The sequence below is a fragment of the Pantoea sp. RIT-PI-b genome (genome assembly GCF_001187905.1).
Lineage (GTDB): Bacteria > Pseudomonadota > Gammaproteobacteria > Enterobacterales > Enterobacteriaceae > Pantoea > Pantoea nemavictus.
Map to the genome: position 1 here is coordinate 102,126 of NZ_LGIS01000014.1, position 19,886 is coordinate 122,011.

Below are 19,886 nucleotides of genomic sequence, written 5' to 3' on the forward strand. Positions count from 1 at the left end.
ACAGAAGTGTGATCGCCATCCATGGCGCAGGGTTAGTGCAGGCTGGGATAAACGCCCGGACCAATCGGTAAACCCAATGCGTACCATGCCAGCAGTAGCACAATCCAGGCGCTGAAGAACACCAGCGGATAAGGGAAGATCAGCACGTAATAGGTGCCGAGCTGCGCATCTTTTTGATAGCGCTGCAGGAAGCCGAGGAACAGCGGCAGGAATGGCGACATCGGTGCCAGCGGCAACACCGCGGAATCGGCGATGCGGAAAATCATCTGCGCGAAGGCCGGATGGAAGCCCAGCAGCATAAACATCGGCACGAATACCGGTGCCAGGATCGACCAAATAGCCGATCCGCTGGCGATGAACATGCACAGGAATGCCGACAGGAACATCAGGCCAAGAAAGGCCGGGGCACCGCTAATCCCGGCGCTCTCCAGCACATCGGTTAGGCCGATGGCCATGAACTTGCCCATGTTGCTCCAGTTAAAGAAGGCAACAAACTGCGACAGCGGAAACACCATCACAATAAAGCCTGCCATGCTCTTCATCGGATCCACCAGCAGCTGCGGAATATCATCCGGGCGGCGGATCTGCTTCGTCACCGCACCGTAGGCAATGGCTACCACGAAGAAGAACAGGATGATGATCGGCACAATGCCCTGAATAAATGGCGAGGGAATGATGCCGCCACTTTTTGGATCGCGCAGCGGCGCGTGTTCCGGCACCACCAGCAGCGCCATTAGTGCGATAAACGCCAGCGCAGCGATACCTGCGGCCTTCAGGCCGCGATTCTCCAGCGCGGTGAGCGGCGGCAGGCGATCGTTATTGCCGCCGTTCCATGCTGGCAGACGCGGTTCGACGAATTTATCCGTCAACAGCGCGCCAGCGATGGTCAGCACAATCACCGAACTGGCCATAAAGAACCAGTTATCGATAACGCTGACGTGCACGGTATCGCTCACCGCTTTGGCGGCTTCGGTACTGATGCCAGACAGCAGCACATCGGTGGTCACAATCAGCAGGTTGGCGGTAAAGCCGGACGCTACGCCGGCAATCGCCGCCAGCAGACCCGCCACCGGATGCCGTCCCACGGCGAGGAAAATCAGCGCGCCGAGCGGCGGCATCACCACCAGCGCCGCATCGGATGAGATGTGGCTGAAGAAGGCGATAAACAACACCATGTAGCTGGCGTAACGACGGCTGACGCGCGAGGCCATTTTCACCATCAGCGACTGCAGTAAGCCGACTTTTTCCGCTAATCCCGCGCCAATCACCAGCGCCAGAATCGATCCCAGCGGCGTAAATCCGCTGAAGTTTTTGATGATGTTGGGCAGGATCCACTGAATTCCGGCGACGCTCAGCAGGTTATTCACCCGCACCAGCTCGCCGTTAGTGGGATTCTTCACCGCCACGTCGAGGCTGCTGATAATCGCCGTGGCGACCATCAGTACCACAATCAAATAGACGAACAGTAAGAAGGGATTCGGCACTTTATTGCCGACGCGCTCAATCCAGCTAAACAGCTTTCCGGGGCTGCGGTTCTCCGTGGTGGCTTCCATAGGTCAATCCTCGTCAGTCGTCTTGTTATGTTTGCATGCCCACTTGGGGGCTATATTTTTTTGTTTTAAGGTGGTTTTTACTGCTCGTACATATCGTAGCGGCGCAATTTATTGCGCAATATCTGGATGGGCACGGAGTCGCCATTCAAATGCGCGATGAATCGCGCCGCTACGGATGGTGCTTATTACTGCTTAGGAAGCTAATTTCGACGGCGTTACATCTGCTGGAATTGGGCAGACGTAAGGCTGTTCGCGGCGCACGCGTTGGAACTCCTCGCGGCAGCGCGCCAGCGCCTCGTCATCCTGCAGCAAGGTCAGTGCGGTTGCGGCCATCACTTTTGCCGCCAGACACATGCCTTTATGGGCGATTGACGTGCGGCCCTGCGCCACCAGTTGCCAGGTGTGCAGCGGCGTACCAAAGGCGAAGCAGGGCGCGAAACACTGCGCGGTCGGCGTTACCCAGCTGACATCGCCGACGTCGGTTGAGCCGTAAAGCAGCTCGCGCGTCACTGCATAAGGCGCTACCTCATCCATCAGAATCTTATCGCCCAGTGCCTCGGTCCAGGCGACGCCCGCTTCACCGCCGGTGCGTGCCGCATTGAGGCGCGCGTTGCGCAGATCGTCTTTGCTCAGCGTGGCACGAATCTCGGCGGCGAACGCCTGCTCCGCTTCGCTGTAGTCAGGCAAACCAAACTGATGCAAATAGCGCTCCATTACGCCTTCCAGCGCGCGATTCGGCACGTAATTGGAGCAGGCTTTATCGAAGCGTACCGTCATCTGCGTGTCGGTCATCAGCGCCGCGCCTTTAGCGATGTTAATCACGCGCTGATAAATATCCTGCGCCTGATCGAGCTGCGGCGCGCGAATCAGGTACAGCACTTCGGCGTCGGCTTGCACCACATTGGGCGAAACGCCGCCCGCGTTGGTCACCGCATAGTGCAGCCGCGCTTCCTGCACGATGTGCTCGCGCAGGAAGTTGGCGCCGGTGTTCATCAGTGTCACCGCATCCAACGCGCTGCGTCCCAGATGCGGAGAGTTTGCCGCATGCGCCGCGACACCTTTAAAGCGGAAAGCTGCCTGAATATTGGCCAGCGTGCTGAGGTTGAACATGCCGCTAAAGCCTTCAGGATGCCAGGTGACCGCCGCATCAACGTCATCGAACAGGCCTTCGCGCACCATAAAGGTTTTGCCGGAGCCGCCTTCTTCACCCGGACAGCCGTAAAAGCGCAGCGTGCCGCGCTGGCCGTGCTCTGCCCACCAGGCCTTGATGGCGAAGGCGGCGGCTAAACCGGCGGTGCCGAGCAGATTGTGGCCGCAGCCGTGACCGTTGCCGTTCTCCACCAGCGGCTGCGGCGTGGCGCAGCCCGATTGCTGGCTTAAACCCGCCAGCGCATCGAACTCGCCCAGAATGGCGATCACCGGTTTACCGCTGCCGATGCTGGCAATAAACGCGGTGTCGATATTGCCGACGCCGCGCTCCACGACAAAACCTTCCTGCTCCAGCGCATCGGCCAGCAGCGCGGCCGATAGTGTCTCCTCAAACCGGGTTTCCGGCACGTCCCAGATGGCGTCGCTAAGAGCGCTAAAGCGCGGCTGGTTTTGGTTGATGTAGTGATTAATAAATTCGCTGTGGCTCATCGTTTGCCTCCAAACTGGGCTTGATTGAGTGCCAGCGTCGCCAGCGTCTGTACCGCGGTGGCCATGATCGCCTCGTCGAAATCGAACTTCGCGTTATGGTGGCCTGCCGCCAGCTCGCAGCCGAAAATCACGTAGGAGGATTGGCCGCCGCGCTGCTGCACGCGCTCCAGCATGTAGGTGGCGTCTTCAGAGCCTGCCGCCTGCTGTTTGGTATCGACCACTGAAGTGAAAATGCCCAGCGCCTCGGCCTGCTGGTGGATGAATGCCACCCACGGCTGGCTTGGCGTGCAGCTACGGGCGCCGCCCATCAGCTTCACATCGTATTCAACGCCGTACATCGCCGCCGCACCGGCGATCACACGCAGCGCCTGCTGATAGATATCGTCGTTGACATCATTGCTCGCGCCGCGCGTCTCCACCTTCATGAGCGCGTAGTCGGGTACCACGTTGCGTCCCGAGCCAGCCTGTAATACGCCGACGTTAACGCGCGCTACGCCGCCGCTGTGCTGCGGCAAATTATGCAGTGCCAGCGTGGCCTGCGCCGCCGCCAGCAAGGCGTTGCGCCCCTCTTCCGGTTTGCCGCCGGCGTGCGCGCCGACTCCGGTGAAATTCACATCCAGCTTGGTGGTGGCGAGGAAGCTGTCGCTGCCGCAGACGATTTCACCGGCAGGCACGCCGGTGCCGAGGTGAATGGCGGTAAACAGATCGACATCATCCACCACGCCCGCTGCGACCATCGCTTTGGCGCCGCGGACGCCTTCTTCCGCCGGTTGGAAGATGATTTTAAGCGTGCCGCTCAGCTGATCTTTCATCTCCATTAACACGCCCGCCAGCGCCAGGCCGATGGTGGTGTGGCCGTCGTGACCGCAGGCGTGCATCATGCCGGCATTACAGGAGGCAAAACCTTCGCGCGTCGGCAGATGATCGCTCGCGCGGCTTTCGTTTTGATCGAGTGCATCCATATCAACGCGAAACCCCATTACCGGGCCCGGACGACCGGTTTCCAGCGTCGCCACCACGCCACAAAATCCGCCGGAGAAGTGCTTGATCCACTGCGGCAGCGCACCTTGCTCCAGTGCGCGCGCTTCCTGTTGCGCCAGCACCTCATCGGAGGGCAATCCCATGCGCGAGTCAGCATCGATCACCTCGCGGCCCAGCTTGAGTTGATAACCAAGACGATGCAGCTCTTCCGCCACCAGCGTGGCGGTACGGAATTCGAGCCAGCCCGATTCGGCAAAATGGTGCAGATCGCGACGCCAGGCTTGCATCTGTGGCACGCGGGCGTGAACGAGGTCAGAGAGGGTTTTCATCGGCATTTCCTTTGTGTTGATTTTTTATGCATTCACTCGAATCTACACAATGGTTTTGGTGCGCATAAGATGCGAATATCTTGCTACTGATAAACAACGGTTATCATCAAAACTATGTCGGCTAATCTTAAACTTCATCAGCTGCGCGCCTTTGTTGACGTGGCGCGGCAGGGCAGTATTCGCGCCGCCAGCCGCTTGTCCGGGCTCTCGCAGCCTGCGCTCACCAAGGCGATTCAGGAACTGGAGCTGGCGCTGGGCGCACGACTCTTTGAACGGCGCCAGCAGGGCGTCACGTTAACCGACATCGGTGATAACTTTTTTCAGCATGCCAGCCTGGTGCTGGAAGAGTTGCGGGTGGCGCAGGAGGATATTCAGCAGCGGCTAGGCTTGGCCGGCGGGCGCGTGAATATCGGCGTGGGTGGCAGCATTGCGCGCACCATCATGCCGCAGGTGATCACGCAGTTTCATCGTGAGTATCCGCTGGTAAAGGTGCGGATTGTCGAAGGCCAGCTGGTGTCGATGGTGCATGAACTGCGCCAGGGCGAGCTGGATTTCACCATCAACACTTACGATCAAAACCATCTTGATCAGGAACTGGTGTTTGAACGGCTGATGGAGCGGGATTATCAGGTGGTGATGCGCAAAGGGCATCCGATGGCGCACGCGCGCACGCTGGCAGAGCTGCAGCACTGCGACTGGACGATGCCGACGCCGCAGGGCAGCTACTATCGGTTGCTACACGATATGTTTGGCGAACGCGGCATGGCGCCCAAAATTGTGGTGACCTGCGAGACCTTTATGGCCTGCACCAGCCTGGTGGCGCAGAGCGACTTCGTCAGCATTATCTCGCGCGATGTGATTGAAGACCCGACACACGGCGGTCAGCTGATTGCACTTGATCTCGACGAACCGCTGCCGAAGGCCACTTTCTATCTTATCCAGCGCAAAGATACCGCGCTGACGCCGATGAGCGCCTATATGGCTCAACTGTTCCGCCGCCAATGTCAGCAAAGGTAAGAGTGCGGCCTGGCTCGCAGTTGTATAAATAATGCGCACTACACTTGCAGGGGACGTTCCCTTTTTGGAGTACAGACCATGCAAGTTACCCCGTATGTGTTCTACAACGGTCGCTGTGAAGAGGCGATTGCGTTCTACCTGGCGGCCACCGACGGCGAGCTGCTGTTTAAGATGACCTATGGCGATATGCCGGATGAAACGCCGGTGGAGGATGAGGGCTGCACCTCAGGCGTGAGCTTTTCACCGGAGCAGATTATGCATGCGCATGTGCGCATCGGGCAGGGTGAAATTATGCTGAGTGATGGCGCGCCGCAGGCGGAGTATGGCGGTTTTGCCGTAAGTTTATCCACGCCGGATGAAGCGCAAGGCAAGCGTTGGTTTGATGCGTTGTCGGCGGGCGGTAACATCACCAAAAGCTGGGCTCCAACGTTCTGGGCCAACGGTTTTGGCATGTTGATCGATAAGTTCGGCGTGCCGTGGATGGTGAATGCGTATAAGCCGCAGATTTGAGTTGGATGCGGTTTGTAACCAGGTGCGCATAAATGCGCACCCTACAATGTAGGGTCGCCATTAATGGCGACCTTTTTACCAAGCGCACCATTTCCCGGCGACCGTTTACTCGATTAGAAGTTGTAACCCACCACCAGGTAGTAACCCCAGCCGGTTGATTTCACTTCAAACGGACCGTTACCGAAGTTCAGCTCCTGGCCGTCAGCCCACTGGCCGCCGTTGTGGAAATAACGCGCCACGGTAGAAACGTGCCAGTGATCGTAGTTCAGCGACAGAATGTGGCTGGAGGCGATGGAGTTGCTGGTGCGTGAACGATCGGACTCATCACGCAGATCTGAACCCCAGTCGAAGTTGGTGAAGCCGATGTAGCTCAGCTTGCCGCCCCACAGATCGGTAATCGGTACAAAGTATTTCACCTTGAAGCGATAACCATCCCAGCTGTTCTCATTCGCCGCACCGTAGTTTTCCCACTGATACTTGGCGTACACGTTGAGCGACAGGCCGATATCGCTGTGCGTATCGATGTCGGTGCCGAGACCCATATACCAGGTGTTCTGACGGTTATCGCTGTTGCGACCCATGTCATAGATGTAGTTGTTGGCGAAGTACCACTCTTTGAACGGGCCAAAGGAGAGATCGGTGCCGGTCAGTTTATCAATCGAGAAACGTGGCTCAATTTCCATGAACATCGGCGAACCGTGGTCGAACACGCCGTTAGCGTTGCTGTTGCCGACGCCAAAGAAGTTGGTCAGATCGAGGTAACCGTAAAAATCGAACCAATCCTTTTTGGCAAAGGCTTCGTATTCGAGATACACGTCGTTATTGAACTGCGGTCCAAAACGAGTGTGGTAGCTGCCCACCACGTTAACGCTCTGATGCCACCAATCCGAAACGTACTGCGGATCGCTGTCTGCTGCTTGTGCCGCACCAGTCCAGCTACTGGCCAATAAGGCCCCTGCTATCAACGCTTTATATTTCATTATGTTAACCATATGCTTGTGATCGCCGGGCTGATGCCGCGATCGGGTGAAATTGATCCCAGGGGATGGGCGGTGTGTTGTCATATCCGGTCTGAAGCGCCAGATTTTCAAGTTTGCGTAATGTGCCTGTAACAGACGCATAGAAAATAGATTTTGGTCACGTTTGTCAAAAAGTGTTGCAGTTTGATTCACTGGAAATGTGATCGTTATCACATAAAAGCCTGGTGGCGAACGGAACCCCGCAACCGTTTACGTGTCGCGTACAGCAGGAAACGTGTTTGATGAAGGGAAAGGATGTAGCGGCGCGATTTATCGCGCGTGTTTTGTAGCGGGCACCGTGCTCGCAGCGATAATGCGCAATAAATTGCGCCGCTACGGCACGGTGTGCGTTATGGCAAGGTAATGCGCACCTGCAGGCCAGCAATCTGGCCCTGCGCATCATGACGATTCGACAGCGCCACCTGCATTTGATGCTTCTGCGCCACGCTGCGCACGATTGAAAGGCCTAAGCCGCTGCCCTGGGCTTGTACATCGGGCGAACGGGTAAAGCGGTCAAAAGCGCGATCGATGAAAGATTCCGCCATGCCGGGCCCGTTATCCACAATATCCACCACGGTGTGATTGCCGACACGATGCAGCAGCACGTCCACCAGGCTGCCCTCCGGCGTGTGCAGCATGGCGTTGCCGATCAGGTTATCGAACAGGCTGCGTAAATCGGAGCGGCTGGCCTGCAGACGATAGTGCGCGCTGCCGTTGAAACCGATATCAATGCCGCGCTTATCCGCTACCACCATCAGCTGTTCAATGCTCTCTTTCAGCAGGTCGTCCAGCTCGATGGTTTCCACCGTGGCGACCACCGATTGATCTTCCTGGCGCGAGATATTCAGCAGCTGTGTGACCAGATGGCGCGTACGGGTGACGCCGGCTTCCAGCTGATCGAACTGACGACTGGCTTCGCCTGGCTGAATGTGTTGCCTTAGGTTTTCCAACTGCAACGTCACCGCAGTAACTGGCGTACGCAGCTCATGTGCCGCATCTTCGAGGAACTGGCGCTGTGACGACCAGGCGGCGCGCAGCTTATCGAGCAACGAGTTGTAGGCCGCCACCAGCGGCAGCACTTCATCCGGCAAGCCATCGGGAGAAAGCGTATGCGGATGCAGGGTTTCCTGGGCGGCAATCTGGCGCGACGCGACACGTAAATCGCGCGTAATAGCACGCACCACTAGCCAGATGACCAGCAGCGAGAGCGGCATCATTAATACCAGCGGGATGATGGCCGATAGCGCCCGTTTCAGCATCAGACTCTTCATATAGCCGATGTTGTGCAGCACCTGAATATTGCCGATTTCACTGCCGAGTTCGCCGGGTCGCGTATAGACGCGCCATTCACAGTCATCGCCGCAGTCACCCACTTTGAGATCGTGCCAGCCTTTTTTGCTTTGCAGCGGCGCATGTAAATCGGGCCACGAACTGGCGCGCAGCCGATTACGGGTGTCCCACAGCTGGACGATATAGGTGCTTTTCAGCTTCTCGGCATGCATCACCATCGGCATTAACGCAGGCATACGCTGGCTGGTGGCCCACGCATCGGCGATCTTGGCGAGCTGATCGTCCTTCATGGTGCCCATCATGTCGCCGTAGCAGTGATAGAAATACCAGGTGACGCCGCCGATCATCGCCAGGTGCAGAATCACCAGCGTGGCGAGCAGTTTGTTGCGCAGCGAGCGCATAAAAGTGAAAGGTTTCATATTGCCGGTACCCGCCAGCCGAGTCCGCGCACGTTGCGGATCACTTCGTTATCGAGCTTGCGGCGCATGCCGTGAATCAGGACATCAACGGCGTTGCTGCTAACCTCTTCGCCCCAACCGTAAATGCGGTTTTCTAACTGTTCGCGCGACAGAATGGCGCCCGGCCGTTCCAGTAAGGCGTAGAGCAGGGCATATTCGCGTGCGGTGAGCTGTTCGCGCTGGCCTTTGTACAACACTTCGCGCGTCATGATGTCAATCTGCACATCGCCGCTGCCCAGCAGCGAATCTGCCGCACCGTGGCGACGTCGGGTAATGGCACGCATGCGCGCCAGCACCTCTTGCAGGTCAAAGGGTTTCAGCAGGTAGTCATCCGCGCCGCTGTCCAATCCCTGAATGCGTTGCTGCACGGTATCGCGCGCGGTGAGCACCAGCACTGGCGTCATATCGCCGCGCGTGCGGGCCCGACGCAGCACCTGCAGGCCATCTTCACGCGGCAATCCGAGATCCAGCAACACGCAGGTATAGCCGCCTTCGGCCCAGGCATTGCTGGCAAATACGCCATCACGTACCCAATCCACCGACCAACCCGCCGCTTCCAGCGCTTGCTGCAGATTGGCGCCAATCATTTCATCATCTTCTACCAGCAGCACACGCATGATGCCCTCCAACTTAACTGAGCGCAGTTTAGCTCTCTATTCTTAGCGCAGAATTACCCTCCGTCACACTTGCCGCCTTTCTGCAGCTGGAAGTATTTAGGAGGGCCGATTTTCCCGCTTGCTAATTCTGCGCTAATTTTCCGCTAATTAAGGGATAAATTTAACGCGCTACAGTAGCTGCACTGGACATATCGTCAAAGCAGGAGAATCCCATGAATCAGCGCGAATTTATCCGTAGTTTGCTGGACTGGATAGAGAATAATTTAGGACACGATCTGCATCTGGATGAAGTTGCACGCCGCTCGGGATACTCCCGCTGGCATCTGCAACGTCTGTTTCGTCAGCACACCGGTTTCTCTCTGGCCGAATACATTCGCCAGCGCCGCTTAACCGAATCCGCGCTGACGCTGATTAACAGTGACGAAGCGATTTTGCAGGTGGCGATGAGCTACGGTTTCGATACTCAGCAGGCTTACACCCGCACCTTCAAAAACTATTTCCTCGTGACGCCGGGCCAGCTGCGTCGCCAACGTCGCGTTGAGCCGGATCGGCTGCTGTTTCCGCTGGCGATGGCGAGTTGAGATATGGGCACCGATATTCCCTTGGGTGCGTTTCGTAGCGGCGCAATTTATTGCGCAATATCTGGATGGGCAAGCTGCCGCCATTGATACGCGCGATAAATCGCGCCGCTACGGAATGTGCGATGATGGACTTATTGCAGGCTTAGCTTTTAATCTACGGTTCTCACTCATCCAGCCCGTCAGAGAACATGGACAACAGCGACAATCTCAGCGCCATGATGCTGTTTGCACGCGTAGTGGAACGGCAAAGCTTTAGCGAAGCCGCACGCACGTTAGGCGTCTCCAAATCTCACGTCAGCCGCGAAGTGGCCCGGCTGGAAGTGCGGCTCGGTATCAAGCTGCTGCAGCGCACCACGCGCAAAGTGGTGCTAACGGAGCTCGGCCAGGCTTACTATCCGTTTTGTGTGCGCATGTTGGAAGAGATGCATCGCGCCGATGCCTTTGTGCAACAGGTGCATCAACTGCCCGCGGGCAATGTGCGGCTGCAGGCGCCGATCACCTACGGCTGCCAATGCGTGGTGCCGACGCTCAATGCCTTTATCCGCCGTCATATTCATATCAATGTCGATCTTGATCTCACCACCAGCGATGACCCGCAGCCCAGCGCTGATGTCGCGATTGTCATCCGCGCGCGTGCGCCAGATGGCGCCAACTACCGCGAGCTGAGCAGCATTGATTGGGGCTTGTACGCCACGCCGGATTATCTGGCGGCGCATGCACCGATCGATCATCCCGAACGTCTCACGCGTCATGACCTGCTGCTGTTTCACGGCCCGGCGCACACGGCTGCGCTACCTTTCCGCCGTGATAAACAGCGTCTGGCGCTCGATGTGCATAGCCGTTTCCGTGCCAATAACAGCATGGCGTTGCTGAATGCCGCGCTGGCAGGCACTGGCATCGCTTATCTGCCGGCGTATATGACGCAGGAAGCCTTAACGCGCGGCGAAATCCAGCAGGTGTTGCCGGAATGGCAAATGGATCGCCTGCACAGCTACTTATTGCTAAAAGAGCAGCCGCAGGCTTCCTCGCCGGTAACCTTGCTGTGCGATGCGCTAATCAACGCGCTCAGTACGGTGTGATTGTTGTTATCTGGCAACAATAATGCGCCGCCTGGTAATTATCACCGCAAGGCTGTCTTCTCTTATAGGTCACTGTTAGCCTGCTAAAAAAGCAAAAACAGGGATATCACCATGCAGCAACCTCCAATCGCGTTAGCGCCCGAACAGCAACACTGGAAGCGAAATTTATTTGTCTGCGTGCTGGGCTCGTTCAGCACCATCGTGGCGATGACGCTGCTCTTGCCGTTTCTGCCGCTCTATGTGCAACAGCTTGGCGTGCAGGAACCGGCGGCGATTGCACGCTGGTCGGGCGCGGCTTATGGCGCCACCTTCCTCAGCGCCGCATTGACCGCGCCGCTGTGGGGCAAACTGGCCGATCGTTACGGCCGTAAATTGATGTTGATCCGCGCCAGCCTGGGCATGGCGATTGCCATGTCGCTGATTGGCATGGCCACTGCACCGTGGCAATTGGTGGCGCTGCGTCTGCTGGCGGGTTTACTCGGCGGCTATGCGTCGGGATCGACCATTCTGGTGGCGGCGCAAACGCCAAAAGAGCAAACCGGCTGGGCGCTTGGCGTGTTGTCGTCCGGCATCATGGCCGGTAACGTGGTTGGGCCTCTGCTGGGCGGAGTATTACCGCCGCTGATAGGTATTCGCCACACCTTCTGGCTGACTGGCGCAGTGATCTTTCTCGCGTTCCTGGCGACCACCTTCTTACTGAAAGAGGTGCCGCGTTCTGCCGGCAAAAAAACGCAGCAGAGCGCAGCCGACGATGAAAAGTCGCTGAATCTGCCGGTGGTGCGTCTGATGTGGCTGTCGGGGATGTTGCTGATTTTTGCCAATATGTCGATTGAGCCGATTATCACGCTGTACATTGGCCAGTTTGTCAGCGGCGATCACGCGGTAACGGTCACTGCAGGATTGGTGATGGCGGCAGCGGCGCTCGGCAGCATTATCTCCGCGCCGCGTCTGGGACGTTTAGCCGACCGCGTGGGACATGGCTGCGTGCTGGTGTATGGATTAATAGCGTGCGCGCTGCTGCTGATCCCGCAGGCATTTATCAGTGAAGCGTGGCAACTGGTGGTGTTGCGTTTTCTGATGGGCATGGCGCTGGGTGGCTTAATGCCGTGCGTCACGGCGCTGATTCGTCACAGCGTGCCGCAGTCGCAGGTGGGGAAGATGCTGGGGTATTCCACTTCGGCGCAGTACGTCGGCCAGGGTTCTGGTCCGCTGTTTGGCGGTTTTATCGGCGGCGCGTTTGGCATGCGCCCGGTGTTTCTGGCGACCTGCGTGATTATGGCGCTGTGTGCACTGCTAAACGCACGCGTGCTGCGTAAACGCTAATCGTTGGTTCGCCATTCATGGCGACCCTGGTATTAACCGCACAATACGTTCTTGTGCGTCTTTCATGACGGTCACCATAAATGGCGACCCTACAAAAAAAGCGGGCTAAAAAGCCCGCTTTTTTACCTCAACGCGAAAACTTACTTCGCATCAGGCAGTGCATAGGCAATCACATAATCACCCAGCTTGGTACCAAACGAACCGTGACCACCTGCCGCGATAACAACGTACTGCTTGCCATCCACTTCATAGGTCATCGGCGTTGCCTGGCCGCCCGCTGGCAGACGTGCCTGCCACAGCATTTCACCGGTGTTGGTGTCGAATGCACGCAGGTAGTTATCTGCGGTAGCACCAATGAAGAACACGTTACCCGCGGTGGTAATTGGGCCGCCCAGCATTGGCATACCCATTTTGAACGGAACGGGTACTGGCGCGCTATCGCGAACTGTACCAATGCGTTTTTTCCACACGGTTTCGTTAGTCTTCAGGTCAACTGCAGAAACGTAGCCCCACGCTGGTTGCTTACACGGCAGGCCAAACGGTGACAGGAACGGGTTCAGCTCCACGCCGTACGGTACGCCGTACTGTGGCTGGATGCCGGTTTCAGTACCTGAACCGCCTTTGTCGTCAGCCGGTGGCTCGATCGGGTTGCCCGGACCGCGCGGAATCAGCTTCGACACAAACGGCAGCGCCATTGGGTTAGCAATCGCAATCTGACGATGTGGATCAACCGCGATACCGCCCCATTCGAACATGCCCAGGTTGCCTGGGAACACCAGCGTACCTTGCTCAGACGGCGGGGTGAACGGACCTTCGTAGCGCAGACGCTTGAAGATCACGCGGCACACCAGCTGGTCATACAGGGTCGCGCCCCACATGTCCTTGTCCGTCAGATTATTTTTCGGACGGAAGGTCAGTTCGGAGTAAGGCTGAGTTGGTGCAACGTGGTCGCCTTTAGCGGCGCCCTGTGGAACCGGGGTTTCCGGTGCAGGAACAACCGGCTCACCGGTGCGACGATCCAGTACAAAGATGTTACCGGTTTTCGCCGGTGCATAAATCACCGGTACGGTTTTGCCATCTTTATCGGTGATATCGGCCAGCGTCGGCTGAGACGGCAAGTCCATATCCCACAGATCGTGATGCACGGTCTGATACGACCACACCAGCTTACCGGTGGTGGCGTTCAGTGCCAGTACGCTGCTCGCATAACGCTCTTGCTCTGGTGTACGGTTACCGCCCCAGATATCTGGCGTTGATACACCCATTGGCAGGTAAACGATATCCAGTTTCGGATCGTATACCGCCGGCGCCCACGAGTTCGGTGAGTTCATGGTAAAGGTGTGTTCATCGGCAGGAATCGCGTTAGGATCTTTCGCGCCCGGATCGAATACCCACAGCAGTTTACCGGTGTTGACGTCAAAGCCACGGATAGCGCCAGACGGCTCACGGGTGGAGTAGTTATCGGTGACGGCACCGGCTACCACGATGGTGGTATCGGTGATGACCGGCGGCGACGTCGGCTCGTACTGACCTGGGGTCAATACTGGCTGCTTGTGCTGCAGATCCAGTTCGCCGTTGTTGCCAAAGGCCGCGCAACGTTCACCGGTTTCGGCATCCAGCGCGAACATACGACCATCATTTACCGGCAGGTAAATACGGCGTGAGCACAGCGCAGGTTGGGTGTTGGCAGCATCAGCGGCAGCAGGCACTTCGTGGTAGGAAACGCCACGGCAGGTAACGTGCTGGAAGGTTGGATTCGGCTTCAGGCCCGGATCAAATTTCCACTTCTGCTTACCGGTTTTCGCATCCAGCGCAAACAGAATCTGGTGCGGTGAGCAGAGATAAAGCGTGTCGCGGATTTTAATCGGCGTTACTTCATCGGTGATTTCACCTGGATCGTTTGGCGTCTTCATGTCGCCAGTCTGGAACTGCCAGGCAACCTGCAGCTCTTTAACGTTACCGTTATTGATCTGTTTCAGCGGGGAGAAGCGGGTACCTTGCTGGTCACGCGCATACGCGGGCCAGTCAGCATCGTCGATGTTGCTTAACGGCTGCGCCTGTGGGGCATTTGACGCCGCAGCAGGAATTTCACCGTTCAGCTCTTGTGGATCGTGGAACACTGCCCATGCCAGCACCAGCGCACTGGCAACCAGCGCGACCGCCAGCAGACCAAGCGCGCCTTTGCCGGCATTATTCAGACCGCGATACACAAACGGCAGAATCAGCCAGACGCCGAAGATCACCAGCACATCGGTACGCGGTGCCAGCGCCCAGAAGTCGAAGCCGACTTCCCATACGCCCCACACCAGCGTTGCCAACAGCAGCAATGCGTACAGCAGTAACGCTGAGCCGCTACGGCGCCACAGCAGAATAGCGGTGATCAACATGACCACACCGCCAATAACGTAGTACCAGGAACCACCAATGGCGGCTAACCAAACGCCACCAACCAGCATAAACGCGCCCGTCAGCAGTGCAAAAAGCACTGTGAGAAAACGGATTACGCCAAAAGATGAGGAAGCTTTCCCCATAATATTGACCTCTTTCTTTGCCATTAAAAACTAAAAAGGAAACAACGCGTTGGGTTGCTTCCCGACATAGAGTACGAAATAACGAAAACTGTTCGATCGGCGCTTTCCGTGCGACGAGTTGATCCCTTTGCGTTAAATTTTATCTTAAAAACGTTAAAGGGTTTGATATTTTTAGTGCTTTGCACTCGAAGAGAGGAAGTAGTACGACATTTTATGAGGGAATTAAGGCGTTATGTCCGGTTACATCGGGCCATAACACCCAGGAGCAACATATTGTGTAAACGTTTACCCTTCAAACAATGTGCTGCTGGTACGTTGTTCTTGCCAGCCGCTCAAATTAAGTTGCGCATACTGTGCCGCGGGCAGCGTTAACTGTGGCGTACGTAATATTACCTCTGCTTCTCTTTCCCTGCACGATTCCAGCAGAAAGGGAAAGCTGAACTTGAGATAATTATCGTTAAAAAATTCCTCGGTCAGCACTATTCCTTTAAAAGGGAATGACGCGATATTCTGCCAGCAGGTTCCGGGCGCGGCCAAATCATAAAGCCAGAAAGAGAAACGTTCAGCTGCCTGGCGTAGCGCACTATCTCCCTGAACTAAATCGGCATAATTGATTGCCAGATGCACATTCTCATTTTGCAGGCCGAAATAATTTTCCGGTGCCTGTAAAAAATGTAGCAGGTTATTTCCCGAGAGCGGGATAATTATTAATTCAGGTGATTCCAGCAACTGATTATGCAGCGAAATTATGTTGCTTCCATTAAGTAATACCGTGCCTTCCTGCTCACAATGCATAAAGGGTGCTGAATAACACACACCGGTTAGCGTGCCGTCGAAGCGACGGATGCACTCAGTAACATAAGGATTATAAGAACTGTTTTCCATTTATCTCTGTGAATAAATTAATTGGCTGGAACGTCTTAATTATTATAAGGACGGGCGATTAATGAAGTCTTAACACGGCCAATATAAACCGATTAGTTTATAAAGTTCAGCTTTTTTAACTGTTTCTGATAAAAAGATAGGCTGCACTGCGCAGTTGATAATTTAATAGCGAAGAAACTATCTGGAAAGATTGGAATATTTTCAGCTGAAAATCATCAGCCTGCTAATATTGTGAGCTCAATGCTTAGCAAAAATATAGATAAGCTTCTGTTTTTAAACAGCACGGCTAGCCATTGTCTGGCTCAGTAAGATGCCGCACTCTGTGGCGTGAAAAATAAAGCGGAAGCCATTAAATGGCTTTTCACCAGGTTGGTGCAACGACGCTAACTGACATAATCATTTAGGATGGGATAACAACTATGGGTTCACCGGTATCCGCAGCAGAGGATTCGTTGCTGCGGCACAGGTCGTTTGTCGCCTTTTGGCTGGCACGCACCTGTTCATCGTTTGGCTTTCAAATGTTCTCGGTCGCGGTTAGCTGGCAGATCTATGCGCTAACCCATAGCGCGATGGCGCTGGGTATGATCGGCCTGATGCAATTTCTTCCTTCAGTGCTGTTGGCGTTGCCTGCCGGGCACCTGGCGGATCAACACGATCGCCGGCGCATCGTGCTGCTCGGACAGCTTATTGAGTGGCTGGCACTGCTGGGGTTGGTGGCGCTAACGCTCATCAACTGGGCGGGCAAGTTTGAAATTTGGGGGCTGGTGTTCCTGATCTCGGTAGCCAAGGCGCTCGAGTGGCCGGCGATTACCTCAATGCTGCCGGCGCTGGTGCCGCCGCCGATTCTGGCGCGCGCCATGGCGGCCAGCTCGGTGGGCGGACAGGCAGCGGTGATTATCGGCCCGACGCTGGGCGGCTTTCTGTATGTGGCGGGGCCGGATGTGGTATATGGCGTCTCGGCGCTGTTCTATCTGTTCTCCATCGTGCTGGTGAGCCGACTGCGCTACGAGCGACCACCGCAGGCGCGTCTGCCGATGAACCTGCCGAATCTGTTTGCCGGCGTGCGCTTTATCCGCGATCGCAAAGATGTGCTCGGGGTGATTTCACTCGATCTGTTTGCGGTACTGCTGGGCGGCGCCACCGCGCTGCTGCCGATCTTCGCACAGGACATTCTGCACACCGGACCGTGGGGCTTGGGCATCCTGCGCGGTGCACCGTCGGTCGGTGCGCTGGTAGTCGGCGTGTGGCTCAGCCGTCATAAGCTGGAGAAGAATGTCGGCATGATTATGTTCGGTTCGGTGGCCGGATTTGGCGTGGCAACGCTGGTGTTCGCGCTCTCCACCCAGCTATGGCTATCGGTGGTGGCGCTGGCAGCGCTGGGCGGCTTCGATATGGTGAGCATGGTGATCCGTGGTGCGCTGGTGCAGCTGGATACGCCAGATGATATGCGCGGCCGCGTTAACGCGGTCAACGCCATCTTCATTAATACCTCGAATCAGCTCGGCGAATTTGAGTCCGGTCTGCTGGCGGCCTTTATGGGTACAGTGCCAGCCGCGGCAATTGGCGGCATCGGCACGCTGGTAGTGGTGGGCGTATGGATGACGATTTTCCCGCACCTGCGTAAACGGCAGAAGCTGGAAAACGAAACGGTGGTTTGAGGTGGTTTCGTGCAGTCTGTAAAACGGTGCGCATAAATGCGCACCCTACGCCGTAGGGTCGCCATTCATGGCGACCGTCATCAAAATCGCACCCTCCACAACGCTTACGCTGTCGCTCTTTTCCCCAGGCTGGCGTCAAATTTTTTCCAGCTATCGCTCATATCCACCACGGTTTTCGATTTTCGCGCTTCATCGATTTTAATCGCGGTAAGACCCGCTTCCAGTGCATCCACCACCGATACCTTCAGCGGTGTTCCCTGTTTAATATGTTTCACAATCTCTTCCGCCATCAGCGCATCCGCGCCGTAATGGCCGTCATAGGCATTGCCATCGTAAACGGTGTCCACTTCACGATCGCCGGTGCGGGCGTTGTGCACGCGGAAATAGTTACGCACAAAGTCGCCTTCGGCCATACCATCGGTGCCCATCACGCAGAAGCGGCGAAACTCATCCGGCACATTAAGGTTGGCGTGAAAGGCGAGGGTGGCACCGCCGGCATATTCAATGAGCGCAGTTTGATAATCGACGATATCGGCATCGCCATCAAACACCGCATCGGTGCTGGACCAACCGCTCGGTTTCACGTGATACACCTCAGACTGCGGCGTCACGCTACCTGTAGGCGCGTGCTGTGGCGTGAAGTTTTTGCGTCCGCCAAAGCTGGCGACGCGCACCGGACGCTCGCCCACCAATCCCTGGTAGAGGTCGATATCGTGGCAGCATTTTTCCAGAATGTACGGGCCGGCATACTTCTCCAGACGACGCCAGTCGCGCTGGAAAAACGCACCGTGATACGGCTTGATGTGTTCAGTAGCTTCAATGGAAGTGATTTCACCGAGACGGTTTTCATCGCGAGCAGCGAGCAGATCGCGATACAGCGGCGAGTAGCGCAGCACTAAACCGACCAGAATGCGCTCGTGGCCATATTGCTGCACCAGCTGCGCCATGGCCATGGTCTGCTCTTCATTGATCACCACCGGCTTCTCGGTAAACACCGTGTATCCTGCCGCCAGGCCCTGACGAATGTGCTCCAGATGCATAAAGTTTGGCGAACCTACCAGCAGCAGGTCAAAGCCGCCGTGCTGCAGCAGCGCATCCACGCCGTCAAACGCGGTGCCCGGATCAATGCCGAAGGTGTGCAGATTCGGTAATCCAGCCGGCGCTGGATCGACATATCCCACCACGGAAAAATCTGTATCGGCTTTGTTGAACTCTTTCACCACGTGGGAAAGACGAAAGCCCAGACCAATAATGCCCACTTTCATGTTGTACCCCTGAAGCCCGTTGCCTGTTAGCCGCCCGACCTGTCAGGCTGCTGATGATCTGACCGCTAACTTATTACGACAGAAAAACTAATGTCAATCCGTGTGGCGGATCGCAAATGGTGAATATTTGTTATTTAATTGATTTTTATTAATTTTAATTAACCATACGGATTGCCTATTTATTTGTTATTGCGATTTAAGTTTTTTTCCCCTATCTTTCGCACATATATAAGAGTCATTCCGTGCGGGGCCGGCAGGAGGAAGCGCGTGCAATCACTAATGCTGGGTATTGATGGCGGTGGTACGCACTGTCGTGGACGTCTGACCGATAGCGCTGGACGCGTGCTGGCGGAAGCCAAAGGCGGTCCCTCCAACGTCTGGTCGCAGTTTGATGCGGCGATGGTGGCGATTGAACAGGTCATCGACGATCTGTTTGCGCAGGCGAATTTATCCGCGGAAGCGCGCGACCGCACGGTGATAGTCGCCGGACTGGCCGGAGCCAACGTCGCTTCGGTGCAAAGCCGTCTTGCCAGCTGGCAGCCACGCTGTCAGGTGCGTTATCTGTTTACCGATGTGGAAATTGCCTGCGCGGGTGCGCATGCGGGTGCGCCGGGTGCGGTGTTTATTATCGGTACCGGCAGCCAGGGCGCGGCCTGGGATGGCGCGCAGTTTACGCTGCTCGGCGGCTGGGGCTTTGCCTTATCGGATGCCGGTTCTGGTGCCATTCTTGGGCAACGCGCGCTGCGGCTGGCGCTGCTGGCGCACGAAAATATTGTCCCCGGCTCGCCGTTGACCCAGCGCATCATGGCAAACTATCAACACAGTGCGGAGCAGATGCTGCTCTGGTCGCAGCAGGCCACGCCCGCCGATTGGGGACGCGTGGTGCCGCAAGTCTTTGCTGCCGCGCGGCTGGGCGACGAGCACGGTCTTGCGCTGGTGCAGCAATCGGCGATGGATATCGTACAGATGGTGCAACCGCTGCTGGCGCGCAGCCACGGTAAACTGGCGTTGATGGGCGGATTAGCCGAGCCGATTCAGGCGTGGCTGCCGGCAGATATCGCCGCGCTGTTGGTCACGCCGCAGGGCGATGCGCTGAGCGGTGCGATTCGTCTGGCCAGCCAGTTCAGCCTGCAACGTCCCGCTTAACTTCAG

At 56.6% G+C, this 19,886-nt stretch carries 16 protein-coding genes; 7 read left to right on the plus strand and 9 right to left on the minus strand.

The window, feature by feature from the left end:
• Positions 1–32 precede the first annotated feature (32 nt).
• The 3 genes from abgT to AC790_RS06880 all read right to left on the minus strand — a co-directional run bounded on the left by abgT (position 33) and on the right by AC790_RS06880 (position 4,501).
• Complete coding sequence (gene abgT, locus AC790_RS06870) at positions 33–1,553, minus strand: p-aminobenzoyl-glutamate transporter (protein ID WP_049851300.1); 1,521 nt, start codon at positions 1,551–1,553, stop codon at positions 33–35.
• 192 nt (positions 1,554–1,745) lie between these two features.
• Positions 1,746–3,191 (minus strand): M20 family metallopeptidase, encoded by a 1,446-nt coding sequence (locus tag AC790_RS06875; RefSeq protein ID WP_049851301.1) that lies wholly within the window; start codon positions 3,189–3,191, stop codon positions 1,746–1,748.
• Positions 3,188–4,501, minus strand: a complete 1,314-nt coding sequence (locus AC790_RS06880) for an amidohydrolase (protein WP_049851302.1) — start codon at positions 4,499–4,501, stop codon at positions 3,188–3,190. Before AC790_RS06880 ends, AC790_RS06875 begins: the two co-directional genes overlap by 4 nt.
• Before the next feature lie 114 nt (positions 4,502–4,615).
• On the opposite strand from AC790_RS06880, the gene AC790_RS06885 reads away from it, so the two are divergent.
• The gene (locus AC790_RS06885; protein WP_049851303.1) at positions 4,616–5,518 is read left to right on the plus strand and encodes a LysR family transcriptional regulator; all 903 of its coding nucleotides are present in this window, start codon (positions 4,616–4,618) and stop codon (positions 5,516–5,518) included.
• Positions 5,519–5,596: 78 nt separating this feature from the next.
• Positions 5,597–6,028: a VOC family metalloprotein YjdN gene (yjdN, locus tag AC790_RS06890; protein WP_007888515.1), complete on the plus strand. Its 432-nt coding sequence runs from the start codon at positions 5,597–5,599 to the stop codon at positions 6,026–6,028.
• Positions 6,029–6,141: 113 nt separating this feature from the next.
• On the opposite strand, the gene AC790_RS06895 is transcribed toward yjdN, so the two are convergent.
• The 3 genes from AC790_RS06895 to AC790_RS06905 all read right to left on the minus strand — a co-directional run bounded on the left by AC790_RS06895 (position 6,142) and on the right by AC790_RS06905 (position 9,412).
• Positions 6,142–7,008, minus strand: coding sequence for a nucleoside-specific channel-forming protein Tsx (locus AC790_RS06895; RefSeq protein ID WP_036620733.1), 867 nt, complete (start codon positions 7,006–7,008; stop codon positions 6,142–6,144).
• A 389-nt stretch (positions 7,009–7,397) separates the two neighbouring features.
• The gene (locus AC790_RS06900; RefSeq protein WP_007888513.1) at positions 7,398–8,756 is read right to left on the minus strand and encodes a HAMP domain-containing sensor histidine kinase; all 1,359 of its coding nucleotides are present in this window, start codon (positions 8,754–8,756) and stop codon (positions 7,398–7,400) included.
• Positions 8,753–9,412: a response regulator transcription factor gene (locus AC790_RS06905; RefSeq protein WP_007888511.1), complete on the minus strand. Its 660-nt coding sequence runs from the start codon at positions 9,410–9,412 to the stop codon at positions 8,753–8,755. Before AC790_RS06905 ends, AC790_RS06900 begins: the two co-directional genes overlap by 4 nt.
• Positions 9,413–9,624: 212 nt before the next feature.
• Here AC790_RS06905 and AC790_RS06910 point away from each other — a divergent pair, with 212 nt between their 5' ends.
• From AC790_RS06910 to AC790_RS06920, 3 genes are all read left to right on the plus strand, one after another.
• Positions 9,625–9,993 (plus strand): helix-turn-helix domain-containing protein, encoded by a 369-nt coding sequence (locus AC790_RS06910; protein WP_007888509.1) that lies wholly within the window; start codon positions 9,625–9,627, stop codon positions 9,991–9,993.
• A gap of 188 nt (positions 9,994–10,181) precedes the next feature.
• On the plus strand, positions 10,182–11,072 hold the full coding sequence (locus AC790_RS06915; protein ID WP_049851304.1) for a LysR family transcriptional regulator: 891 nt from the start codon (positions 10,182–10,184) through the stop codon (positions 11,070–11,072).
• Between the two features lie 111 nt (positions 11,073–11,183).
• On the plus strand, positions 11,184–12,395 hold the full coding sequence (locus AC790_RS06920) for an MFS transporter (RefSeq protein WP_049851305.1): 1,212 nt from the start codon (positions 11,184–11,186) through the stop codon (positions 12,393–12,395).
• 140 nt (positions 12,396–12,535) lie between these two features.
• Here the strand turns inward: AC790_RS06920 and AC790_RS06925 are convergent, their stop codons facing one another.
• Both AC790_RS06925 and AC790_RS06930 read right to left on the minus strand, forming a co-directional pair.
• Positions 12,536–14,926 (minus strand): glucose/quinate/shikimate family membrane-bound PQQ-dependent dehydrogenase, encoded by a 2,391-nt coding sequence (locus tag AC790_RS06925; protein ID WP_007888498.1) that lies wholly within the window; start codon positions 14,924–14,926, stop codon positions 12,536–12,538.
• 285 nt (positions 14,927–15,211) lie between these two features.
• Positions 15,212–15,811: a hypothetical protein gene (locus AC790_RS06930; RefSeq protein ID WP_049851306.1), complete on the minus strand. Its 600-nt coding sequence runs from the start codon at positions 15,809–15,811 to the stop codon at positions 15,212–15,214.
• 419 nt (positions 15,812–16,230) lie between these two features.
• Here AC790_RS06930 and AC790_RS06935 point away from each other — a divergent pair, with 419 nt between their 5' ends.
• Positions 16,231–17,469 (plus strand): MFS transporter, encoded by a 1,239-nt coding sequence (locus AC790_RS06935; RefSeq protein ID WP_049851307.1) that lies wholly within the window; start codon positions 16,231–16,233, stop codon positions 17,467–17,469.
• A 104-nt stretch (positions 17,470–17,573) separates the two neighbouring features.
• Here AC790_RS06935 and AC790_RS06940 read toward each other — a convergent pair whose 3' ends face one another.
• Positions 17,574–18,734: a Gfo/Idh/MocA family protein gene (locus AC790_RS06940; protein ID WP_049851308.1), complete on the minus strand. Its 1,161-nt coding sequence runs from the start codon at positions 18,732–18,734 to the stop codon at positions 17,574–17,576.
• Between the two features lie 267 nt (positions 18,735–19,001).
• Between AC790_RS06940 and AC790_RS06945 the strand changes: the two genes are divergently transcribed.
• Positions 19,002–19,880 (plus strand): BadF/BadG/BcrA/BcrD ATPase family protein, encoded by an 879-nt coding sequence (locus AC790_RS06945; protein ID WP_200902260.1) that lies wholly within the window; start codon positions 19,002–19,004, stop codon positions 19,878–19,880.
• Positions 19,881–19,886 lie beyond the last annotated feature (6 nt).